Source organism: Stenotrophomonas sp. KH_029, assembly GCF_057839765.1.
The window spans coordinates 3712481-3733716 of the sequence record NZ_CM174498.1 but is presented as its reverse complement, the minus strand read 5'-3'; the positions used below and the strand labels follow the sequence as shown (position 1 = coordinate 3733716).

Below are 21236 nucleotides of genomic sequence, written 5' to 3'. Positions count from 1 at the left end.
CGTTATCTATCCGGTCGCTTTCAAGTCAGGTCGTAGTCGACCTCGACAGTCACTGATGTGACTGCTGTCCGGGTTCTGGCCTCCGGCCATTCAATCGCGATTTTCTTCGGATCGGTGTGCAGACCGCTCACCCGGAACACGATGCGGATCCCTGGTGCACCGTCTGCGAGCAGCGCGGCCAAACGATCAAACGCCTCCGCCGACGCTCCATAGGTCACGCAAACGGACTCTGCATTCCCCGCATGAGGTTGGCTGCCGGCCGAGCCACGGTGTTCCGGAGGGGCGGTGATTTGCTTGCGGCATTCAGCTTCATCCAGGCGCTCGATGGTGATTTCCCACCCGAGGTTGGTTAGGTCTTCTCCCGACTCGCCGGTCAGATTGCGGCCGTTGTCGAGATGCCCCTGCAGATGCAGCTCGGGTTGTTCACCCGGTTCCAGCGGCAGCAAGAGCGAGGCCGTGGTGATCGCGATGGGAAGGGGATGGTCCATTAGCGGGCTGTTCATACGGCTCCTTGCCGGTTGTGATCGCCCATCCTACGACGAAGTGTTGAGCGAAGAGGATCAGTACGCATTGGCGCCCAGGCGTATGCAAACCCTCGTCGGAGCCCGGCGCGCGCACTCGTCTCCCCCCCACGCCTGCGCTCTTCGGACCCCTCTTTTTCCGCACCCCTGCTGCACCGCGCCGGGGGCCGCCGCAGCTGCTGCTGACGGCCCTCGGGGCGCTGCCCTGAACCCTGCGGAACCCTGCGCAGAGTGGGGGTCTTCCATGGGCGCTCAGGGGCGGCCAGCGATGGGGCCCAGAGGCCGAATTATTTGGAGTCCCATCGGAAGTAGGTAATCAGGTAATCCGGTCCCGAAAAACAACGGGCGCGCTTAGTGCCACAAAGGTTTCCAGAGGTTACCTGTTTGGGTAATTTGAGGTAATGCCAGCCCCCTATGGAAGTAATGTCATTGATTCATAAGGAAATTTTCAGAACCCAACATTACCTACTGGAAAGGTAATCAGGTTACCTCGGTGTTACCCTAAAATTACCTTTGATAAGATGTTCTATCTTATTGATTATATTGACTATTGGCAGGCTATTTCAGGGGTGGTTACCTAAGTTACCTGTTTCCGATGGTCACCAAAAAAATTGCCATTAGACGTGCCGGGGGGCGCCAACCCGCTTGCCGCCGCGCTCTCACTCTCGGTCGCTGCAGTCGCGCCGACTGTCGATCGCCGACGCTGGCCAGGCTCGGCGCCGGCTAATCTACTGGCCGCCGTCGATCAGGGAGACGACCATGCGGGATGGCTGGCAGTACCGCTACGGCCGCTGGGAGCTGTGGTGGTGTAACCGGGCAGTGGCGGTAGTGCAGGGCCAGCCGGACGGCACCGCACAGATGACGCTCAACGCACTGAAGATGTGGCAGGTGAAGCACGTCCGCGCCGCAAGCATCGACCAGGCGAAGCGTTACGGCGAGCGGTGGTGCGCAGCGCGGCTGTTCCCTGGGGTGCCGAGCCGGGAGGCCGTGGCCACCTTGCGTGGCGACGGCGAGGAAGACGGTGTCTAATGGGCATTGCGACCGGAAAAACAGCGCGTACAGCCCTTACGCATCAATGGTTCCACGCCGCACAACCGGAAAAATGCGCGACCCTATGTCATTGATACCTATCGTTTAGGGCGCTGCCTCATAATCCTTTGGTTCCAGGTTCGAGTCCTGGTGGGCCCACCACATTGGCGTCCATCGACGTCCAGCAATGCCCAAGGGCGGTGAAGCCTACGAAATTGGTCGGTTCTCCGTCCGTCAGCGTCCGAGGACATCCGCTTGCATCCACCAAGTGAGTCACGCCGTGAGCCAAGGGTAGAGGATCTCCGACCCTGACTCACTGGTGGAGCGGCAGGCATCTCGATATACGAAGCGCCGCAGTCCGCACAGCGTGCCTATATACCGACAGCCGCCAAACTAGGCTTGGGCGCACAGGTGCCGGGCAACAGTTGGCAGGGCTATATGCAGAGCCTCGGATCGGTTAACAACTTCGGCAGCGCCCGGTTTGGCAACGGCATGGTTGGGATTTCTGGCGGCTCGGGGGGAGGGCTGGGATGGGATCACCTACGTCATCTTCGCCGCCGAGCGACAGTGCCCGCCCGAGGCCCTAGAGGTGGCATGGAAGGCCCTAGGCGAGCCCTGGCGGGCCTATGACCTCCACGATCCGTATGCCCTCAGGATCGAGGGGCGGGACTGCACCTGTGGGTTGGTGAGCGTCTTCACGAACGGTCGCTGGGTGGCCTATGTGGACATGTTCCATTCCGTGCAGGCAGTCCACTCGGCTCAATGACCCTTCGCGGTATCTGCCGGCATGATGAATCCAGCCATCGCATCGCCCCCAATCGCTGTGCCCTTTGCCGGCAACGCACGAGAAGACCGTCGATTGCTATGAAATTCAATTAGATAGGCGGGAATTAGGGCTGTTGGCGGAGTGTGTGGACTGCCTGGTTTGTTAAAGAAAGTGACAGCAGACCGGTCGCTAATAGACAATTGAGTTCCATGACGAAGAAACGGCCACCCTAGGCCAATCAGCCTTCACGTCGGGAGCTGGCTGGGCTTGGGAAGATGGCTAGGAACTATCACAGTCATTTGCGGGTCGATAGGGGAAGGTTATGGGAGACAAACGTGGAACATAGGCGAACAACCGAGGGGCTGCGCGTGGAGCGCGTAACCCTGGTGGGGGCATTTCGTCCAGATTTGAATGCTGCGCTGAAGCTGGGTACCTCGCTTTCCGTGATTGCTGACTCTCAAGGAGGGCAAGTCGCACAAATTCCCGTGCCGGCCTCGGCGCCTCCCCATATTCCGAGAGTGATGCTTGGCACCGGCCAACAGGTGGTAAATGTCTGCCTTGATCGTGTTCAAGTAACTGTTTCACCTCCCAGCCAAGTTGCTAACTCGATTGATGAAGCCTTCGATTTTGTAGCGGGAATAGCGGAACGCTTGTTGTCGCCATTACTTTCTTTGGATTGGATGAAGGAACAGTGGTGCGGAGTAATCGTTGAGATATGCCTGCCGTTTGACACATTCGATCAGACGGAAGCCACAAAGTTTGCTGCAATGATGATGACCCAGATGGACTGGGCCGGCGACGATATAAAGTCTTTTGAGATGCAAATTGGCCGGCAGAAAGGGCTATTTTTTAACACCTTCCGCGTGTCGACGTATGAGAAGAGGACGGCTCAGTTAGCTGTTTTGCCCGGCGAAAGCGTGTCGTTTGCAGAGTTGCATGAAAAAAGCGAAGTGTTAGAGGTTGGACTGAGTCTTTCAATAGACGTAAATAATCGACCAGATCCTGGGCGTGGCTCTAACGTGGAAGAGCTGTTGCGGGTTTTGGGAGAGGCAAAGAAGGAAATCGGAGTGGCGGTCACTGGATTGATGCCAACGGAGACGCTCCTATGAGTGCAGTATTGACCACCCAGTACGGCGAATCGGAGTCAAACGTCTTGTCCTTCCGGCCCATAGGTGTGAGGACGTCTCCGGAGCGTGCGTTCGATCCTCAAGAGTATTTCCAAGGCGGGAATACTATTGAACAGGCTGCCGCTATGATTCACGCCATGGTGACTCAGCAGGTCATGGAGGGGCAACTTCGCTCTCGCCCATCTCCTTTCGATGCAGTTTATTTTTCGGCGCTTCAGCCGGACGCCGTTTCAGTTCGGGCGCTGAACGCGTTGCAGCGCTTCCGGAGCATCGTTGATGCCTCCGACGAAATTGAGTTTGACGACGGGATGGACTGATGAGCTACGAAACGGGGATAATTGATGGCGCCAGTCTGAGGCAGGGCGACATCATCGCACTTGCCCAATTGATAGGTGCGATTTGCTATCAGGACATAGGCGCAACCAGGAACGCGCAGAATCAGCCCATGAAGTTCTGGACGGTCGGTGCAACTCTTGAGGAGGGTCCTGTTGCCATCCTTTCGCATTGCTGCGAAATCTCGAAAGAGAACGGTGTCAAGATGACTAGCATTGTCGCCGCGCCCGTGCGAGATTTGTCTAGGGCTACCAAGCCAGACAAGGTTCAAGAGTTGATCGATTCGAACGTAATCCGCGACGGTGTCGCGCGTTCGTACCTCAAGTATTTCTACTTGCCGCCTGCGCCGGGTCTCCCATTTGCGGGTGGTGGTGTCGTTGATTTCAGCAAGCTCTTCAGCCTGCGCAAAACCAGTTACGACAGTCTCCTGGCCCAGAAGGTGCTTCAGCTCAATGTCGAGGCTCGAGATGCCTTTTCATTGAAGCTGGCGATGTACTTCCACAGAGATGAGCAGGCAGCATAGCGCTTTTATCGACGGGGAAAGATGTGCCAAAACAGTTGCGGAACGGCTGAAATACGGTTCCGCCTTCTGTGACGTCACCGTTGCGTTGTCCGGCGGTGTGGCGATCTACTCCCAGGATGTGCCCCGGAACCAGCCACACCGGCATGCGGCCATGGATGTCCGCCGGCGTCTGCGCGTTCATCGAGACCGAACGGCTAGCCGGTGACTCGTCGGAATGCCTAACCCTGAGTGACGTGTCGTTGCCAGGGGCCCGCCATAACAGCTGATCCACTATTCGCCTTGGGGTGGGGATGAAGGAGGGCGGACTTGGTGCAGCAGAGCCCGATCCAATATTCGTTGAATTTTGAACCAGTTTGTAAAGCCAAAGAGCATTAAGGTGGCTCCCACGAATGCCAAAACCAGTCCGCCTAAATAATACGTTCTCGCGTGAGAATTTAGAATTTTGAGACGTTCTGTTTGTCCATTTTGTTCGGTTAGTTTAATCAGTTGCTCGTCCTTAAACTGGAAGAGCTTTTCCCAGTCTCCTCTTGAAGCGTCATCGCGGGAGGAAAGGCGATCTACAGCTTCTTGGAAAGCCTTTCGGCGCTCGGAAGAAATATCAATGCCGGTCTTGACCTCGTTAATCTGAAGTTCGATTTCATGGGTTTTCAATGCTGGGTATCCAAATCCCAGCACGAGGAGAACTAGGCCGGATATCGCGGAGAACTTGTAAAGATTGTCAGTGGGGGGAGTAATCGAGAGCACGCGATTGAAGTCCTTTCAGGCAGTTCATGTGTTGGTGGAATTAAATTGTTCCTGTTCAGCAACTTACCGTGGGAAGTTCGTATAGGAGGTGGTGACGTTCGCGAGATCATGTGCTGCCACATGCCACATGCCACATGCCACATGCCACATGCCACATGCTCCACGCCGCCGCGGACTGCCCGGCAGCGGCAGCGGTCGCGCAGGTGCAACCTATCCCTATGAGGCCGGGTGGTCTATGGTTTCCTTGGTGATAACCCGAGTTCCATCTCTCGCACAGCCGCCCTATGGTTTTCGACCGACTCCGCGCCATATCTGAACTGCTCTTCTGTCACCTCTTCGATAGGGGGGAGGGTTGACATAAAATTCTCAAATCTACGCCCCATGCCGTTCATGCTGATCCCGTCTATCATAGATCTACGGAAGATCTTCCTCGACAGATTGACCAGCTTCGGATGGAGGTTGCCGTTAACCATGCGCTGCGCGATCCAAAGGTATACGTCGACTATCTGAAGCCCAATGGAGCCAGCGCTATCGGAAACGCGAACTTCGCGCTTGGGTAGACTGACATTGAACAGTTCATCCTCAGCCATATGCCTGTAAAGAGGGTGGTTCAAGAACAACGCCTTCTCCTTCGGAGATGCCGTCTTCCAACTCTCTGCCATCAGGCTTTGAACACGATGAGTCTCAATTTGAGCCTTGTTGAATTGAAGTTGCTCGTCGACCACAATGGATGCGGCATCCTTGAGTTGCTTTGCCCGAAGCCGTCTAGCCATAGAGCTGACAACGAACTGAAATCCGACCGCATTCGGTGACACGAGCTTTCTGTCTGGTTGCCCGAAATCAAGAGCGCGCGGGTTTTTGATCCCGAAACTGACAGCATCGACGATCACCTCCTTGCTGCGGCTATCCCAGTCTGTCGCAAGTGCCCGATCTCGAATTTTCATCAGAAGATCAACGATATCACCCTCCCTATCTTTGGCCTTCTTGTCCGTGCAGAGATCCCATGCGGTTCGAAGGAGCGGCTCATCCATGAGGTACGCCAACTTGTGGATTATCATGAATCGCATGGGTGTCCAGTAGCTTTCCCACTTAACAGCAGGGTTGATGCCGGCATCAAAGATTGCGTCGAAAAGGACCACCACAGCTAGCGTCGGCTTTTCGATGAAATAGAAGTCGAAGTCAAAAGACATCTTTTCTTGCAGTGCAAGTAGATCGTTGGAGATCGATACGATGCCCTCCTCACGCAGATTCTTAGCGTGTAGCTCAGTCTTTCCCGTCCGTCTGAGCATGCTTCGGTGCAAATCGACACCAAGGGCATCTACATTGGTTCGGCTCGAAAGTACCCCGTAGCTGAGTTTCGGTTGGTCAGGGTTAAACAGGTCGTTGCCAGTGTTTCCAGACTCGTCAATGTGGAAGTACATGGGATTTAATTCGCTAGGCTGGGGTGGGTGAAATTCTACGCCGAACCATAAAGCCATATGAGCGTCGGTCGTTGGCCGAAAAGATTTATTCTCACCGACGTCGCCGGGGCGACTTTACCGCTGGGAGATCGTGCACAACGACCTGGAGCGCCTGGCAGAACCTCCCTGTTTGCGAGAAGCCTTGGCTGGGCGTGGAGTGGCCGATTGGGCGCACGCTGGAAAACAGTTGGCCGACACAGGGTATTTCACCCCATGCTCACCGCACGCGATTGGATCGTCTGCTGCTCGCGCTCATCATGCAGCTGCTGTTCCAGTTGCTGGGCCTGCACGCGTTGCTGCTGTTCGCGGCTGACCACGTCGAACTGTTGCAACGATTCTTCCACCGGAATCTGTATGGCCTGCTCGGTCGGCATCCGCGCACGCTGGTGGGCCGGGTCGTTCAGCTCGCCCTGTACCACGAAGACATTGTGCGCGGCCGGCAGCTGGGGAGTGGCATTGCTGAGCAGCACATGGTCCACTCGTTCCAGCCCGCTGCCCTTGGCCAGCACCAGCAGGCTGGCGGTCATCCGTTCGCTGGTCTCATCGAATTCGCGCCCATGTTTGGCATCCAGAGCGGCCACGCCGTCGCGTACCTGCTGGTAGAGCGCGTGATCGGGATGGCCTGCCTGCATTGGCGTCATTGCAGGCTGGGGTGCGGCTGGCTGATCGGAAGGCGTTACTCGCTCGGTACCGTTCGCCGGCAGGTCTTCTACGGTATTGGATGGGATATCCGCCGCCGGACGCACTGGCGCAAGCTGCGGCGTTGCGTGCGTCTGGCGAACCTCGTTGGTGCCGGACTCCATCACGGGGTGCTGCGCAGCTGGCCATGCCTCAGGTTTCGGCGTCGAAGCAACCTGCACCCGCTCGGCCGATTCAGTAGGCAGCGCCTGATTGCGGTGGTGCTGGTCTTCGCTGGCATGGCGCTGCGTGGAATCAGGCAGGCTGCTCGCTGGCTGAGGCGGGATGAGCGACTCGGTTGAACGGGGAGCAGCTTGCTGCGAAGAAGGTTGCTGGGCCTGGGTATCAACGAGTCGAGCTTCCTGCTCACGCGGCACCGATGACGCGGGAAGTACGGAAGACGACTGGTCGGAACGCGCATTCCGCTCGGCAGAATCCTCGGCCGGCTTCGACACTGTCCGTACTTCCGGCTCGGTACGCGGCGGGTCGGTATGTACGACGGGCGCGCTCTGTTCGGTGCGCCCTGCAGCTATCGACGGCGCAGTCGCAGCCTGTGCCGAGGCCGCCTGCATCAGCACATCGGGAGTTGGGGTGGTTTCGCGTTGCCGCTCCACATCAACGGCGGCTTGCGGCGCCCTGGACTCATCGGGTGTTGGCGTGTGCAGGTTGGCCGCGGCGAAACTGGCAATCTGCTGCGCTTCCTGGGTGGAGACGCCTTGCCGATTGGCTTCGCGCAGCGCCTGCTGGAACGTCTCACGCTCCTGTGGCGACAACGCCGCAATACGCAGTTCCGGGGCGTCCGGAACGGGCGCCTGCTCGCGTCGCTGCGCCTGGATCTCGTGCCACGCCTGGCGCAGTTCATCGCTGCTGGTGACGGCGACCTTGTGCGCCACGCCATCCGGCCCGGCCTGATAGTGGGCAATGGGGCAGTCGTAGCCATACAAGCCCTGCCCTTCGGGCTGGAGCTGCTGCATGGTGCGGCCAGTGATGCCGTGAGTCTCCAACGTACGTTGAACCGCCAGTGCGATGGCCTGCTGGGTCTCCGGGTTCACGTTCAGATTGATGCCTGCACTCGCATAGCGGTGCAGCATTTCATTCTTTTCGGTCTGGGCAGCGGTCGGTGCCGGCGCGGCCTGGAGGGCGGCCAGCTGCTGCTGCGCCTGCTCCAGCGAGGGTTGGCGCATCTGCTGAGTCAGTCCCAGTTCGACAGCCAGGTTGCCGGTGGCCGCCCCGTCGTGGCCGATCCACTGCCCGCCGCTATCGCGCTGGTAGAGCCGGTTGTCCGAGCCCAGCACCGCATCGGGCCTGGCCCGCGCCGATTCCACGGCGGCCGGTACGTCGACGCCATGCTCGTGAGCGCGCTGGGCGGCACGCCCTTCCAGGTACGCCGTTGCAATGGCTTCGCGGCCGGTGGCGATGTTGCTCTCGATGCGGCCCAGTGCCTCCTGGTTGAGCTGCCGGGCACGCTCCGGCGTGGCGATCTGGGTTTCATAGGAACCGCGGTCGTTCGCACCGGACACGCTGGTTTTGACCTGGCGCTCCCAGAGCAGGGTGTCGGCGTTGCGGCGCCAGTCCTGGTTGTCCAGGCCGCGCTGGTCACTGGCCTGCGCGGGGATCTTGAGCGGGTCCTGCGGCGGCGGTGCCTTGCCCAGCGCCAGCTCCACCGCCTTGGCACTGGCCATCGCCCCGAGTTCCTGGGACTTCTCATAGCTGGCCACCACGTCGCGCTCGCCCGGGTTGCCAGGCCCACCGGGCGTGGGCTCGAATACCGCCTGACGCACCCAGCTGCGACCGTCGAACAGCCACTCCACATCGGCCTTGTCGATCTGGCGGTAGATGGCGCGGTTGTCCGCCAGGTCGGCGCCCTTCTCGAAAGCCTTGCTCAACAGAAGAGCATCGGCCGCCACCACAGCGGCAGGCAGGAATCCACTTCCGCCAAGGGCCAGAGCGGTGGAGCCACCGCCGATCCATCCGCCAGCGTTGCGGGCAAGCGCGTGGTTGAATTCCGATTGTGCGGCGGTGGTGTTGCCCTGCTCGAGCAGCTCTGCAGCGCGACGGGCGGTCATGATCGCGTCCGCTCCGGTGGCGAGCAGGCCGCCGGAGCGGACCAGGTTGCGGGCGGAGGCTTCGCCCATGAGCAGTTCGATGGATGCAGCACCCTGCTGGCCGCGGGGTGCCCGGATGTGATGAGCGGATTCTTCACCCAGTACCAGTTCAACAGTACGGATGCCTCGCTCGGACAGAACCGTTCGACCATCGTGATGTGCGTTGGCGATGGCCAGCGACAGACCGTTGCGTTGCAGCTCGATGCCACCGCCCCGGGTCAGCGGCATATCATCGACATGGATCTGGTTGAGCATGGTGACGATGCGCGATTCGGAATGCGCGATGGCACCCCAACCGTGGTCGACACCGGTGAAGCCTTTGAGGGCAGTGATCTGCTGGGCGTGAGCCTGATAGTAGGTCGGGATGTTGTCGAAGAAGTGCCTGACCTTCTGGCTGGTCAGTTCACGGGTCTGACCAAGCGGCGTGTTGGTGTTCAGATCTCCGTTGATCAGTCCGACTTTGACCGTGTCGCGCAACTGCTCCACGCGCTTGGCCACGCGATCCATGGCTTCTGGGTCGCCTCTCAGGGCAGCTTTCCCGTCTTTCGTTCTCGCCAAGTCATCCAGGTTTTCCAGCATTCCGTCTTGATATGCACCAAGCGGGCCGCCGCTGTGAGGGGTGATTCCCAGGGCATGTGCGAACTGAGGCTTGGCTGGAAGGAAAAGACGATTCTCCGGTGCGTGGATGTCGAACTTCCCTGCCTGTTCCAGCTTGGCAAGCAATGCGCTGTTCTTCAGCGTCTGCTGCTCGATTCCATGATGGTCCTGGAGGTGTGTCCGGTAGTTGGGCATGGATCAGACTCCTTCCTCGTTGCCGGGTTTCTCGGCTCAGCAATTCACGACGTCATCGAACCAAAGCCCGCTGGATCCACTTGCTGTAACGATGCCTGCTGCCTCTACAGCGTCCTTGAACGTCCGGTCACAGAACACTCCTCCATGAAATGGCAATCTGAATACGTGCGCCTCGCCTAAAACGTCCTGCTTGAACGCCAGTCGCACATCGCCAGTGAGGCGGTAGTACTTGCCCTCCTCGTAATCGTCACTGATCACGATGTTGAGCTGAGACGTTTCCTCATCCAAGGCATCTACCGTCCGGATCACATCACAGAGAAAGTACGCTGGTCCCTTGGAGCCATTCGCCAAACGATAGTCGGTGTCAACGAAAGCAAACGCTTCAGGATCGACCGCTTCCATCACCCGGCGGAGACGTTCGGAGACCAGCCAGTAGCCGCTCATTCCGCCTTCCAGGTCTTGAGGGGGAGGGCCTTCGCTGGGGTCATAGACCAAGCGCGGCGTTTCACTGAGTGGCGGAAATCCACCGCGCTCAGGCTGCAGGATCAGTCTTGGCGGCGTCAGCAGAGCTTGCTCATTCTCAAACACCACCCCGTGGCCCCTGCCACCGCGACGGGCGTCCGGCCGCAGTTTGAAGAACTCCCCGGCCCTAGGCTGATTAGTCGCTGTCGATTCCATGGATTGGTTCCTGTCCATATGCTGCTGCTGTTGTCGTACTCCAACAGCCTAACCCGAACGGTGGATAGCAAGTCAATCGGAGCGACTTTTCCCTTGTTCCGGCTGGGTCTGCTCGTAACTCCTTGAAGCTAAAGAAGATGGATGGGATTCGCGATTCTAATGAGTCCCTGTACTGACGCAATTTTGAGATCTTTGAGGTGTCGCATTGAGCCCATATGCGTCTGTCTGCAATCCGGGTACGCCATTGGCTTGAACCGGGGCAACGATGGAGTGCAACAGGGCTTTTTGCACCCGTGTACCTCCACCATGTGCAGCGCAATGGCGAGATTCGCGGGATACCCAGTGCGTTCGGCGAAGGGGGGATGCCCGTCCAGGCGTGGGAAATGGACGGGGAAGAACCATCAAACGTGCTTGAGTTTGGCCCGTATGCGTGGGGCCACTTGAAGAAGGGACCTTGACCTCCTCCCAGTAATTTAGACCAGCCAGAACTATAAAATTCGGCGACACTCAGGCCCAAGGAGGCCCGTCGCCATGAAGAAGTCGAAGTTCACTGAAGAGCAGATCGCGTTCGCCCTGAAACAAGCCGAGAGCGGCACGACGGTCGAAGAGATTTGCCGCAAAATGGGTATCAGCCAAGCTACGTTCTACGCTTGGCGCAAAAAGTTCGGCGGGTTAGGCGTGTCCGAACTACGCCGGCTACGTCAGCTTGAGGAAGAGAACCGCAAGCTCAAGCAATTGGTCGCCGATTTGAGTCTGGACAAAGTTATGCTGCAGGATGTGCTCTCAAAAAAGCTCTGAGGCCCACGCAGCGCAAGACGCTCGTGGGCCACTTGGTCGACCGTTATCGAGTTGGGGTTCGCCGGGCTTGCGAGGTCGTAAAGCAAAGCCGTTCGGCGTGGTATTACCAACCCCGTGAGAATGATGATGCGCCACTACTTCTGCGGATCGAAGAGATCGCTGCCACGCGGGTTCGCTACGGCTTCTGGAGAATATTCGTGCTGTTGCGCCGGGAAGGCTGGAAGGCCAACCACAAACGCGTCTACCGGCTTTACTGCCAAGCGGGCCTCAATCTGCGGCGTAAGCGTCCTCGCAGACGCAAGGCCGCAGCACACCGCCTGGAGCGCACGATGCTGACGGCTCCAAATCAGGTTTGGAGCATGGATTTCGTGGCCGATGCCCTATTCGACGGACGCCGCTTCCGGGCGCTGACCGTCGTGGACAACTTCACCAAGGAAAGTCTAGCCATCGAAGTGAATCAGCACCTCAAGGGCGAAGACGTGGTGGCCGTGATGGAACGCCTACGCCACCAGCGCGAGCTGCCGCAACGCATCCAGACAGACAACGGCAGCGAATTCGTCTCGATCGTGATGGATCGCTGGGCCTACGACAATGGGGTGACCATGGACTATTCCCGACCTGGCACACCGACCGACAACCCCTTCATCGAGTCGTTCAATGGCAGCTTCCGGGACGAGTGTCTCAACACGCACTGGTTCCTGTCGCTCGATGACGCCCGCCAGAAGATCGAAAGCTGGAGGGTCGATTACAATCATTTCCGGACGCACTCATCAATCGGCGATGTCCCACCAGCCGAGTTTGCCGCCCAATTCACGTCCCCACCCAACGCCGAATTTTCCACTTCTGCTCGGGCCTAACGCGGGGAGGAGGTCACATTGACGATGGCAAAGTCCAGGTGCTCGGCTTAGATCGCTCGAACGAGGAGTTGCACGGCATCGCGATGGCTGAGGAATACGCTGACATCCCGAGCCGACTGGTTTTCGCCGCGGGCAAAGCTCGCGAAGTTCGCAATCCTCACTTGCGGGCGTTTGAAGATCACGATCATGGCGGCGCTGGTGAACGGCGATCCGATGCTTGCCTGGCCGGCACCGCCGCATGCGACGCGCGCGCCCCTACGCGCCCGGCGGCAGTCGCCCATGCCGCCGTCGAAAATCCTCGAAGCGGACCAGGCTGATGGCCTGGTGCTCGCCGCAGTCGGGGCAATCCAGCGCCGCACCGCCCGGGATCAGGGTGAGGCCGGCGGCCGGCGTGGCGGTGAATGCACGGTGGCAGCGCAGGCACCGGCAATAGATGCGCAGCAGTTCCAGGATGTGATCGTCGCTGTCGGTCACAGCTTCCACGTCCAGCAGATAGAAACGGCCTGTGTCGGGCATGGTGTCCTTCTCCGGCGGTTGCGGGCGCGGGGTCACCGCGCACCGGCGACAGGTGCGGATCAAGGCTTGGGTGGCGCCTCGTAGTCGTCGGGCCTGGCGGTGTGCTCGGCCTCGGGCATGTCCCTGTCCTTCCAGGTCGCCTTGTCGTTGCGGAGCTTGTCCGGCGTGTGCGCCTTTTGCTGGTCGTCCTTGCCTTCCAGCGGATGGGAGGATGGCGTGTTGTTCATGGAATATCTTCCGGCTGCGGACCGTGTGGCAGGTGGATGAAGCTTGAGCGCACACAGGTGAGCGCAGCGTCCGCGGCGTGTCGTCGCCGGGTCATCGCGCCAGGTAGCTGTCCAGCCGCAGTACCTTGGCCGCCTTGGATTCTTCCAGCAGGCGCAGCGCGGTGGCCTTGCCGGAACCGATGCCGGCAACCGCCTCGCGGATCACCACGGTGCGGTACTCGCGCGCATTGCTGTCAAAACAGGTGGCTGCCACGCAGGACTTGGCGGTCATGCCGGTCACCACCAGTTCGTCCACCCCCAGCTTGGCAAGCAGTACCACCAGCGGCGTGGCCAGGAACGCCGAGTGTTTGGGTTTGAGGATGAAGTAGTCGCCCGGCTCGGGTTGCAGCAGGCCGGCGATCGTCGACGATGCACCTTCGGTGCCCAGGCAGGCGCGGACCAGGTCCTTGAAATCCATCTGCCAGTTGGCGAAGTTGTCGTTGGCGTGAATGACCGGGTGCCCATGGGCGCGGAAGTGCCTGCACAGCCGCGCGATCCCGCGCGCGGCCCGCATGGCGCTGGGCTTGAGCTGTTCGGCGTGCGGGAAGTCGAACAGGGTGAACATGTCGATGATCAGCAGGGCGGGCTGTTTCATGAAGGCTCCGGCGGGTCTCCGTTATCGGGCTGGCGGTGCAGCGCCAGCCGTTCTCCTCCACGCGCTGCGGCGTCATCGTGCGCTTGAACCCGACCCCGTCAGCGGCCGTGTTCCCGGCGGACGCGCCACGCCGCGCCGGCGTCCGCTCAGTCACCGCAGGCAAGGGACTGCCGACGCTACGCGCAGGTTCGTGATGGCCACGCGCACTGCCGTGAAGAACGGCTACACGCGCGTCGCCGCGTCCCCGCGCGGCAACCAGCCGTTGCTTCGGTACCAGGCCACCGTGTCGGCGACGGTCTGTTCGATCGGGCGGAACACCAGCGCCAGTTCCCGCGCGCTTTTGGCGTGGTTGAAATGGCTGCGGCCGTCTTCCCTGCGCATCAGTTTCACCGTGGCCAGGCTCAGCAGGATGGGCTTGCCAGTGAAGCGTGCAAACAGTTCCTGCAGCGTGGCCATGACGTACAGCAGCGGGTAGGGCAGCTGGCGGGTGGGCGTTTTGACGCCGGCGATGCGGCCCAGCAGCGGCACCAGCGTCTGCATGGTCATGTGCCGCCCCGCGGCCAGGTAACGCTCGCCGCGTCGCCCGCGCTCGGCGGCGGCGATATGCGCCTGCGCCACGTCGCGCGCATCCACGATCGAAAACGTGCCCGGCGGCAGGCCGGGCAGCTTCCCGGAGACCACGTCGTTGACCAGCTGGCCCGAGGAGGTGGGGCCGATATCGGCCGGGCCCCACATCCAGCCGGGCAGCACGAAGCTGGCCTGCATGTCCGGGTGCGTGTCCAGGAAGTCGGTGACGACCTGGTCGGCCAGGATCTTGCTGCGGTAGTAATCGTCGTGGGCATCCTCCAGCCGGCGCAGGCTGGTTTCATCCATGGCGATGCCCGCAGCGCCGTTCAGCACGGCGATCGAGGAGGTCTGCACGAAACGGCGGACGCCGGCCTGGTAGGACGCCTCCAGCAGCCGGCGGGTGCCGTCCACATTGATGCGCTGCAGTTCATCCCAGTGCCTGCCGCCCTTGAAGCTGTCGCGGAAGAAGGCGGCGGTATGGAAGACGACATCGCAGCCGGCCAGCGAGGCTGCGAACCGGCTGACATCGGCCATGTCACCCTCCACCAGCTCCACGCCCTCCATCGCCGCAAACTGCGTCTGCCCCTTGGCGGCGGTGCGGACCAGGGCGACCACGGTGATGCCACGGGCAACCAGCGTGCGTACCAGGTTGTTGCCCAGCAGCCCGGTGGAGCCGGTGACGAAGGCGCGGGTGAGGGTTGGTTGCGTTTGCATGTCGAGTGAATTCCATATGTCACATGAGATATTTATGGACTGTAGCGGCTGGCCAACCAAATATCAACTGATATATGAAATGTCATGGGCCATCCGGCTCGGGTGGTGGCGGCACCGATATCCAAAGTTCATGTGATATTTTTAGACCATGACCAGCTCCCCCGACCGAAAGCGCCTGACCCGCGAGGAAAGCCGCGCCCAGACCCGTGAACGCCTGCTCGACGCAGGCAGGCAGCTGGTGGTGGCCAATGGCTATGGCGGCGCGTCCCTGCGCGACATCGCCGAGCAGGCCGGCTATTCGCAGGGGGCGTTCTACTCGAACTTCGCCAGCAAGGAGGCGCTGCTGCTGGAGCTGCTGCGGCAACACATGGGCGCGCAGGAGGCCCAGTTGGCTGCCTTGATGGCTGCGCCGCAGACGCCCGAGCAGATGCTCGCGCAGATGGATCGCTGGGCCCAGACGCTCAACCAGGATGCCGACTGGTGCACGCTTTCCATCGAACTGCAGCTGCACGCCCACCGCAGCCAGGCCTTCGCGGTGGAATACCAGAAGGTATGGGACGCGCACCGTGCGGCCCTGGGTGGGTTCATCGGGCAGTTGTTCGACGCGCTCGGGCACGCCCCGCCGGCCAGCCCGGAGGAACTGGCGGCCGGCTTCATGGCCCTGTCCCATGGCTTGGCCCTGCAGGCGGTGGCAACCCGCACCGAGACCTCCGGGCGGCTGATCATGGTGCTGCTGCGCGGCTTGATCGCCAGCGCGGCCGATGCACGGGGCGGTGCTGGCCGCGCCGATCGCTAGCCGATTTCATCGGCGACCTGGCCCCGGGGTGACGGTTTCGCCACCGACGCCAGCGTCCATGACCAGCGCGAGGTTCACCAGGGGACGGCGGCCATCGCCGGCTGGATGGCGTGGGCACGCGTTGCTTACCAGCACCGGGCCGAACCGTTGCAGCTGGCGCTGCATGACGGACGCCATGTCGTGACCTGACCGGTCAGCGGCAGCCTCCCCGGCAGCGCGGTGGTGTTGAAGCATGCTTTCGTGCTGCCCGAAGGCCGCTTCGCCGCGGTGGAGATCGCCTGACGCAGCCGGCCCGCATCGGCCCGGCGGGGTGGTTGCGGCCGCTCCACGGCAATGTTCGCCCATGCCCGACAGGCCGTGATCGAAGGCGACCGGCACGCAGCCGAAGCGGCCGGCTAGCCGCCCACCTTGCGCCGTGGCCGCACCGACACATTCGCATCACCAGGCACATGCCAGCGCCAGGGAAACTCCTGGGCGCGGCTGATGCCGATGCGCGGGCCGATGATGGGGTCGCTGCATGGCGCGGTGCCGTCGCTGACGATGCGGATGCCGCGGTCATCGGTGACCAGGTCCGCGCCGTCCAGGGCGCCGGTGATGCCCATCGCCTGCGACAGCCGGCCCGGCCCGCTGGCCAGCTCGCGGTCGCGGCGTATCGCCGGACGTGCGGCGCGGATCCGGTCCAGGCCGGCCAGCGGCGCCAGCGCGCGCAGCAGCACGCCCCAGCCCTGGCCGACCTCGCCGCAGACCGCGTTGGCGCCCCAGTGCATGCCATAGGTGAAGTAGACATACAGGTGGCCGGCCTCACCGAACATGGTGGCGGTGCGCGCGGTCATGCCCTTGAACGAATGCGCGGCCGGGTCCTGGTCGCCGGCATAGGCTTCCACTTCCACGATACGCCCGGCGCGGCCATCGTCGCGGACCAGGATCTTGTTCAATAGGGCCGGTGCCACCACGGTGGGATGGCGCTGGTAGAAATCGCGCGGCAATGTAGTCCACGCGGCAATCGGAATCGTGGGCGGCGGTTGGTCCGGGCGTGGCACGGTGCATCTCCTGGCGATGCCCGCAGCATGCACTCCATGGCGTGGGCGGGGCATCAACATTGCCGCCGGGACGCTGGCCAGCACCCAGTGTGAGAGGGTGAGGCAGCACGCGCCACGTCGACGACAAGGGGGCGTCGAGCGCGACGCGTGCGCCTCATGGAGGCGTTTCAGCCATCGCAGACCAGGTCGGCTTCGGTCTCCCACAGGCCGTCCGGACGCTGCCGCGCCACCGGCTCGAACTGCCATTGGCATTCCCGGTCCACGTCGTAGCCTGCGTTGCGGGCGAACTGAACGGCCTGGGTGATGGCAAGGCTGCGGGACGTGGAAGGATAGGCATGCACGCCCATCCCGATGAAGTGCGCCGGTGCGGCGAGGGCTGCAGGCGTACCCAGGACCAGGCACATGGAGGTGAGTGGCAGCAGCAGGCGGGTGTGCAAGCGCATGTCGGTTCTCCCATCAGTGGTGTCGGGTTGACACTTGCGCAGGCTGCGCCTGCGTCGCAGGCGCGCCTATGCAACTATTCCGAAAATGGCCGGTGGCTGCCGGGTGCTGTCGTGATCTGTGATGCCTGGCGCCATGCCGACAGCACTGCGACAGTCATTGCGCATGGTCCCGGCAGGGCCGTCAGAACCGATATCCCAGCTCGGCGCCGATGATCCGCGGGCGATCGACCGGGCCGTAGTAGTTGCCGTCGCGGCCGAAGGCCAGGTTGTCGAAGATCAGGCCGTTGATGCGGCGCTTGTCGGTGAGGTTGTCGACGAAGACGCGGGTGGTCCATGGGCCCTGTTCGTAGCCCAGCTGCACGCCGATGATGGCCACCGCCGGCTGGAACGCGCGGTTGCGCTCGTCCAGCGCCATGCGCCCGTTGAACGCCGATTCCACCCGCGCGAACAGGCCCGAGCGGTGCTGGTAGCGCGCGGCCAGGTAGCCGGTGTACTGCGGGGTGAGCTTGACCCGGTTGCCGGCCAGGCTTTCGTTTTCGCCTACCTGCAGGCGGCGGTAGCGCGCGTCTACATAGCCGGCGTTGGCGGTCAGGGTCAGCCCCGGCAGTACCTGCAGCACGCCTTCGATCTCGGCGCCACGCGAACGGATCGCGGCATCGGAGCCGACGTAATCCGACGAGATCGGGCGGCCGTTGGCATCGGTGGCCAGCTGGATCTCCTGCCAGTTGTCCGAGTCGATCTGGAACACCGCCGCGCCGACATGGCCGCGGCCGTCGAGCACGTTGAGCTTGAAGCCGGCTTCATGGCTCCACATCATTTCCGATTCGTAGCGCAGCACTTTGTCGTTGACCACATCGCTCTGCGCGGCGGCCAGGTTGAAGCCGCCGGGGATGTAGCCCTTGGCCGAGGCGGCATAGAAGGAGAGCGTGTCCGAGGCGTCGTAGCGCAGCGATACGCGCGGCAGGGTGGCGTTGAAGGTGTGCGACAGCCCGGCATCGCGGTAGAACACCAGCCCGCCGGGGCCGAGGTCGAGCTGGCCGGCGCTCTGCCGGGTCGCGCGTCTGGCCTGCTCGTATCGCAGGCCGAGGCTGGCGGTCAGTTTCGGCAGCGCCGGCAGGGTGTAGCTGAGCGTGCCGAACGCACTGTAATCCCGGCCCTGCGAGCCCTGCCGCGGGGCCAGCACATAGCTTTCCAGCGCACGCGGCGGCGGGCCGACCAGGGTGCCCAGCACCGATTGCTTGTCCACGCGGTAGGTGGATACCCCGCCGATCCAGGTCAGCGGCTGGTCGTTGGGCGAGGTGAAGCGCAGCTCGCCGTTCCAGTTGCGCTGGGTGTCGTGGATGCGCCCGGCCAGGGCCGGGCTGGCGGTCATGTCGAAGTCGTAACCGGCCGACGTATCGGCCTGCTCGCGGTAGGACAGCGCCGCGTCCAGGGTACCGGCGGCAAGCTGCCATTGCGCGCTGGCGCCGGCGACGTTCTCGGTCTTGCTGGTGCGCTTGGGCGCATCGTTGATATAGGTGAAGTCGCCGGTCTGGCGGCCGTCGTTGTAGCGCGCACCATAGCTGCGGTTGTACCGGCCCACGTCCAGCGGCAGGTACTCGTACTCGAACATGCCCGGCGCGCGCGTGCCCAGGTGGTAGGCCAGGGCGTTGATGCTGAGCGTGTCGGTCGGCTCCCAGCGCAGCTTGCCCTGCAGGTAGGCCTGGCGGACCTTGCCGTTGACCCCGCCATACGGGGTCAGGTTCTTCAGGTGGGCGTCCTCGTCGGAGGCCATGAAGGCCAGCGAGCCGAACAGGCGGTCGCCCTTGCCCAGTGCGCCACCGAGAAACCCATCCAGGCTGCCGCCATGGCCATTGCCGAAGGTGGTGGCACGCAGGTTGAGCTCGCCTTCGGTGCTGGCCGACGGTGCGCGGGTGCGCACCAGCACCAGGCCCGATTCGCTGTTGGCGCCGTACAGGGTACCCTGCGGCCCGCGCAGGATTTCCACCGATTCGACCTGGTTGAGCACCGCGTTGCTGAGTTCGCGGAACGGGATGCCGTCGATGTAGACCGAAGCGCGGTTGACCAGGAACGGGTTGGATTCGATGCCGCGGATGGAAATGAACATGTCGCTGAGCTGGCCCATCACGTTGAACTTGACGTTCGGAGCCAGCTTGTCCAGGTCGCGGAACGCGGTGACGTTGGCGTCCTTGAGGGCCTGGCGGTCGAGCACGGTGACCGAGATGTCGCTGCGCAGGTAGGGCGTATCGCGCTTGCTGCCGGTGACCACGATACCGTCCAGATCGGTGGCCTTGGCGGGCGGCGTGGATTGGGCGCGGGCGGGCGCGCTGGGCAGCAACTGAAGCGCGGCGAGCACGGCGCCGGCAAGTACAGCGTGTTTCACGAGGAGCCTCGGGGGGTGGTGGCGCGCACCACGTTGATGGGGGAATTCTCGAATGTTAGTGTGTAACATTGCGGTGCCGCTGCTCCATTTCCGGCGTGGCTGCTCCAGAACTGGACACGTGATGACCCGCTCCCTTGCCCCGCGACCTTCCGTAGTGGCCGAACGGCTGGCCGCTGAAGCGGGCCGTCCGCTGGAGGCCTGCGTCGGCAACGCTGACGGCTCGGTGTTGATGCTCCGCCACACGTTCGCCGCAGCGCAGGGCATGCTGGCTGAGGGCAGCGCGCTGCGCATCGGGCTGCTCACCGCGGGCGGCGGCGCGCTGTATCAACACACGGCGCTTGGGCGTATCGCGCAGCCCTGGCGGGCAGGCACGTTCAATCTCGTATTGCCGGACTGCCCCGGCGAGTTCCGCAGCCCACCCTTGGCGCTGCTGGGCCTGGTGATCGATGCGCGCCATCTGCAGGCGCACGGCCTGCGCATGGAGCAGTTGCACCCCGCGGCATCGGCGCTCCAGGCCGACCCGGTGATTGCCTCGGTGATGGGGGCGCTGTGGCACTGCGCCGAGGCCTATGCCGGGTCCGCCGCGTTCTTCGAGCACGGTGTCGATCTGGTGCTGAAGCGTTTGGCCGGGCTGCCCGCAGCTGCGCCGGCCCCGGGGCGCGCGTTGTCGCCGGGGCAGCTCAAGCGGGTGCAGGATCTGATCGAAGTCCATCTCGGCCAAGACCTGGGCGTTACCCGCATGGCGCAGGAAGTCGGGCAGGAGGCCAGTGGATTCAGCCGCCGGTTCCGGATCGCGACCGGCATGACGCCTTTCGCGTATCTCACCTGGCGCAGGATGGAGGCGGCCAAGCCGATGCTGCTGGCAGGCCGCAGCGTGACCGAGGTCGCCTTGGCGATGGGCTATGCCAACCCCGGCAAGTTCGCCGCGGCGTTCCGGCGGGTGACCGGGCAGGCGCCGTCGCACTGGGCAAACAGCGCGATCGGCTGATCAATGCCGTCAGGTTCCGCTGCCCGGACCCCCCACCGGCTCGGTCTCGAACCGCTCGCCGAATCCCGTGATCATCGGCCGCGCCTTCACGATCGCGGCCTGGACGGACGGCAGTGCCAGCGAGGCACGGTGCAGTTCCTGGCTGTCCCAGACCTCGGTGATCCAGATCGCGTCCGGGGCCGTGGGATCGCGCGCCACCACGTAGCTGTGGCAGCCGGGCATCGCGACGGTGCCCTCGAGCAGGATCGCGATGACTGCATCGCGCTGGCCGGGCGCGGTCAACATCTTGCCGATCAAACCGTACATGAAGGCACCTGAAAGGAGGACAGGCACGCATCGTGGGCGCCGCCACGTGAAGGGTCAACCACCCAGCCGGTTTGAGGCCGCCCGGTGACTGCGCTATCCTGCGCGCCGCTTCCGCTGCCCCGGCAGGACCCTTGTGATGACGCCACCCTGATACCGCGTTGACGACGCGCCGGCCGTTGCGCTGGCTCAGGGAGTGCCTTGTCCTCATCAC

Annotated in this window: 21 protein-coding genes; 7 read left to right on the top strand and 14 right to left on the bottom strand. The window is 62.5% G+C overall.

The genetic code is table 11. The annotated features are described in order from the left end of the window. Positions 1–20: 20 nt before the first annotated feature. On the bottom strand, positions 21–503 hold the full coding sequence (locus AC3ITM_RS16705; RefSeq protein ID WP_489266618.1) for a hypothetical protein: 483 nt from the start codon (positions 501–503) through the stop codon (positions 21–23). Between the two features lie 777 nt (positions 504–1280). Here AC3ITM_RS16705 and AC3ITM_RS16700 point away from each other — a divergent pair. The 4 genes from AC3ITM_RS16700 (at position 1281) to AC3ITM_RS16685 (ending at position 4299) form a co-directional block, all read left to right on the top strand. Further along, the gene (locus AC3ITM_RS16700) at positions 1281–1550 is read left to right on the top strand and encodes a hypothetical protein (protein WP_489266616.1); all 270 of its coding nucleotides are present in this window, start codon (positions 1281–1283) and stop codon (positions 1548–1550) included. 1134 nt (positions 1551–2684) lie between these two features. Next, a complete protein-coding gene (locus tag AC3ITM_RS16695; RefSeq protein ID WP_489266614.1) occupies positions 2685–3425 on the top strand; it encodes a hypothetical protein in 741 nt (246 codons plus the stop codon). Further along, the gene (locus tag AC3ITM_RS16690; RefSeq protein ID WP_489266612.1) at positions 3422–3760 is read left to right on the top strand and encodes a hypothetical protein; all 339 of its coding nucleotides are present in this window, start codon (positions 3422–3424) and stop codon (positions 3758–3760) included. The genes AC3ITM_RS16695 and AC3ITM_RS16690 overlap by 4 nt, the downstream gene beginning before the upstream one ends. Continuing rightward, on the top strand, positions 3760–4299 hold the full coding sequence (locus tag AC3ITM_RS16685) for a hypothetical protein (RefSeq protein ID WP_489266611.1): 540 nt from the start codon (positions 3760–3762) through the stop codon (positions 4297–4299). The genes AC3ITM_RS16690 and AC3ITM_RS16685 overlap by 1 nt, the downstream gene beginning before the upstream one ends. Before the next feature lie 270 nt (positions 4300–4569). Here the strand turns inward: AC3ITM_RS16685 and AC3ITM_RS16680 are convergent, their stop codons facing one another. The 4 genes from AC3ITM_RS16680 to AC3ITM_RS16665 form a co-directional block, all read right to left on the bottom strand. Beyond that, positions 4570–5043, bottom strand: coding sequence for a hypothetical protein (locus AC3ITM_RS16680; RefSeq protein WP_489266609.1), 474 nt, complete (start codon positions 5041–5043; stop codon positions 4570–4572). A 233-nt stretch (positions 5044–5276) separates the two neighbouring features. Further along, the gene (locus AC3ITM_RS16675; RefSeq protein ID WP_489266608.1) at positions 5277–6464 is read right to left on the bottom strand and encodes a DUF3800 domain-containing protein; all 1188 of its coding nucleotides are present in this window, start codon (positions 6462–6464) and stop codon (positions 5277–5279) included. A 245-nt stretch (positions 6465–6709) separates the two neighbouring features. Beyond that, positions 6710–10078 (bottom strand): XVIPCD domain-containing protein, encoded by a 3369-nt coding sequence (locus AC3ITM_RS16670; RefSeq protein WP_489266606.1) that lies wholly within the window; start codon positions 10076–10078, stop codon positions 6710–6712. 36 nt (positions 10079–10114) lie between these two features. Continuing rightward, a complete protein-coding gene (locus AC3ITM_RS16665) occupies positions 10115–10756 on the bottom strand; it encodes a DUF1629 domain-containing protein (RefSeq protein WP_489266604.1) in 642 nt (213 codons plus the stop codon). A 531-nt stretch (positions 10757–11287) separates the two neighbouring features. Between AC3ITM_RS16665 and AC3ITM_RS16660 the strand changes: the two genes are divergently transcribed. Then, positions 11288–12411, top strand: a protein-coding gene (locus AC3ITM_RS16660; RefSeq protein WP_489264972.1) for an IS3 family transposase whose coding sequence is annotated in 2 segments (ribosomal slippage) — positions 11288–11540 and positions 11540–12411 — 1125 coding nt in all. Because the reading frame shifts where the segments join, the coding sequence is not laid out codon by codon here. A gap of 47 nt (positions 12412–12458) precedes the next feature. On the opposite strand, the gene AC3ITM_RS16655 is transcribed toward AC3ITM_RS16660, so the two are convergent. From AC3ITM_RS16655 to AC3ITM_RS16635, 5 genes are all read right to left on the bottom strand, one after another. After that, positions 12459–12599 (bottom strand): hypothetical protein, encoded by a 141-nt coding sequence (locus tag AC3ITM_RS16655; RefSeq protein WP_489266603.1) that lies wholly within the window; start codon positions 12597–12599, stop codon positions 12459–12461. A 67-nt stretch (positions 12600–12666) separates the two neighbouring features. Beyond that, positions 12667–12927, bottom strand: a complete 261-nt coding sequence (locus AC3ITM_RS16650) for a hypothetical protein (protein WP_489266602.1) — start codon at positions 12925–12927, stop codon at positions 12667–12669. A 59-nt stretch (positions 12928–12986) separates the two neighbouring features. Beyond that, positions 12987–13154: a hypothetical protein gene (locus tag AC3ITM_RS16645; protein WP_489266600.1), complete on the bottom strand. Its 168-nt coding sequence runs from the start codon at positions 13152–13154 to the stop codon at positions 12987–12989. A gap of 91 nt (positions 13155–13245) precedes the next feature. Beyond that, positions 13246–13788, bottom strand: coding sequence for a cysteine hydrolase family protein (locus AC3ITM_RS16640; RefSeq protein ID WP_489266599.1), 543 nt, complete (start codon positions 13786–13788; stop codon positions 13246–13248). Positions 13789–14010: 222 nt separating this feature from the next. Continuing rightward, complete coding sequence (locus tag AC3ITM_RS16635) at positions 14011–15069, bottom strand: SDR family oxidoreductase (RefSeq protein ID WP_489266597.1); 1059 nt, start codon at positions 15067–15069, stop codon at positions 14011–14013. A 148-nt stretch (positions 15070–15217) separates the two neighbouring features. Here AC3ITM_RS16635 and AC3ITM_RS16630 point away from each other — a divergent pair, with 148 nt between their 5' ends. After that, entirely contained in the window at positions 15218–15865 is a 648-nt protein-coding gene (locus tag AC3ITM_RS16630) for a TetR/AcrR family transcriptional regulator (RefSeq protein ID WP_489266596.1), read from the top strand. Positions 15866–16260: 395 nt separating this feature from the next. On the opposite strand, the gene AC3ITM_RS16625 is transcribed toward AC3ITM_RS16630, so the two are convergent. The 3 genes from AC3ITM_RS16625 to AC3ITM_RS16615 all read right to left on the bottom strand — a co-directional run bounded on the left by AC3ITM_RS16625 (position 16261) and on the right by AC3ITM_RS16615 (position 19731). Next, positions 16261–16905, bottom strand: coding sequence for a DNA-3-methyladenine glycosylase (locus tag AC3ITM_RS16625; RefSeq protein WP_489266594.1), 645 nt, complete (start codon positions 16903–16905; stop codon positions 16261–16263). A gap of 167 nt (positions 16906–17072) precedes the next feature. Further along, positions 17073–17348, bottom strand: a complete 276-nt coding sequence (locus AC3ITM_RS16620; RefSeq protein WP_489266593.1) for a hypothetical protein — start codon at positions 17346–17348, stop codon at positions 17073–17075. Positions 17349–17529: 181 nt separating this feature from the next. Then, complete coding sequence (locus AC3ITM_RS16615; RefSeq protein ID WP_489266592.1) at positions 17530–19731, bottom strand: TonB-dependent receptor; 2202 nt, start codon at positions 19729–19731, stop codon at positions 17530–17532. Positions 19732–19852: 121 nt separating this feature from the next. Between AC3ITM_RS16615 and AC3ITM_RS16610 the strand changes: the two genes are divergently transcribed. Then, on the top strand, positions 19853–20719 hold the full coding sequence (locus AC3ITM_RS16610; protein WP_489266590.1) for a helix-turn-helix transcriptional regulator: 867 nt from the start codon (positions 19853–19855) through the stop codon (positions 20717–20719). A gap of 9 nt (positions 20720–20728) precedes the next feature. Here the strand turns inward: AC3ITM_RS16610 and AC3ITM_RS16605 are convergent, their stop codons facing one another. Then, positions 20729–21025, bottom strand: coding sequence for a putative quinol monooxygenase (locus AC3ITM_RS16605; protein ID WP_489266588.1), 297 nt, complete (start codon positions 21023–21025; stop codon positions 20729–20731). Between the last annotated feature and the right edge of the window lie 211 nt (positions 21026–21236).

Bases quoted from the DNA above. Each gene is read 5' to 3' on its own strand.
- AC3ITM_RS16705 (WP_489266618.1), bottom strand. From the start codon at position 503: ATGAACAGCCCGCTAATGGACCATCCCCTTCCCATCGCGATCACCACG.
- AC3ITM_RS16700 (WP_489266616.1), top strand. From the start codon at position 1,281: ATGCGGGATGGCTGGCAGTACCGCTACGGCCGCTGGGAGCTGTGGTGG.
- AC3ITM_RS16690 (WP_489266612.1), top strand. From the start codon at position 3,422: ATGAGTGCAGTATTGACCACCCAGTACGGCGAATCGGAGTCAAACGTC.
- AC3ITM_RS16685 (WP_489266611.1), top strand. From the start codon at position 3,760: ATGAGCTACGAAACGGGGATAATTGATGGCGCCAGTCTGAGGCAGGGC.
- AC3ITM_RS16675 (WP_489266608.1), bottom strand. From the start codon at position 6,464: ATGTACTTCCACATTGACGAGTCTGGAAACACTGGCAACGACCTGTTT.
- AC3ITM_RS16670 (WP_489266606.1), bottom strand. From the start codon at position 10,078: ATGCCCAACTACCGGACACACCTCCAGGACCATCATGGAATCGAGCAG.
- AC3ITM_RS16665 (WP_489266604.1), bottom strand. From the start codon at position 10,756: ATGGAATCGACAGCGACTAATCAGCCTAGGGCCGGGGAGTTCTTCAAA.
- AC3ITM_RS16655 (WP_489266603.1), bottom strand. From the start codon at position 12,599: ATGATCGTGATCTTCAAACGCCCGCAAGTGAGGATTGCGAACTTCGCG.
- AC3ITM_RS16650 (WP_489266602.1), bottom strand. From the start codon at position 12,927: ATGCCCGACACAGGCCGTTTCTATCTGCTGGACGTGGAAGCTGTGACC.
- AC3ITM_RS16645 (WP_489266600.1), bottom strand. From the start codon at position 13,154: ATGAACAACACGCCATCCTCCCATCCGCTGGAAGGCAAGGACGACCAG.
- AC3ITM_RS16640 (WP_489266599.1), bottom strand. From the start codon at position 13,788: ATGAAACAGCCCGCCCTGCTGATCATCGACATGTTCACCCTGTTCGAC.
- AC3ITM_RS16635 (WP_489266597.1), bottom strand. From the start codon at position 15,069: ATGCAAACGCAACCAACCCTCACCCGCGCCTTCGTCACCGGCTCCACC.
- AC3ITM_RS16630 (WP_489266596.1), top strand. From the start codon at position 15,218: ATGACCAGCTCCCCCGACCGAAAGCGCCTGACCCGCGAGGAAAGCCGC.
- AC3ITM_RS16620 (WP_489266593.1), bottom strand. From the start codon at position 17,348: ATGCGCTTGCACACCCGCCTGCTGCTGCCACTCACCTCCATGTGCCTG.
- AC3ITM_RS16610 (WP_489266590.1), top strand. From the start codon at position 19,853: ATGACCCGCTCCCTTGCCCCGCGACCTTCCGTAGTGGCCGAACGGCTG.
- AC3ITM_RS16605 (WP_489266588.1), bottom strand. From the start codon at position 21,025: ATGTACGGTTTGATCGGCAAGATGTTGACCGCGCCCGGCCAGCGCGAT.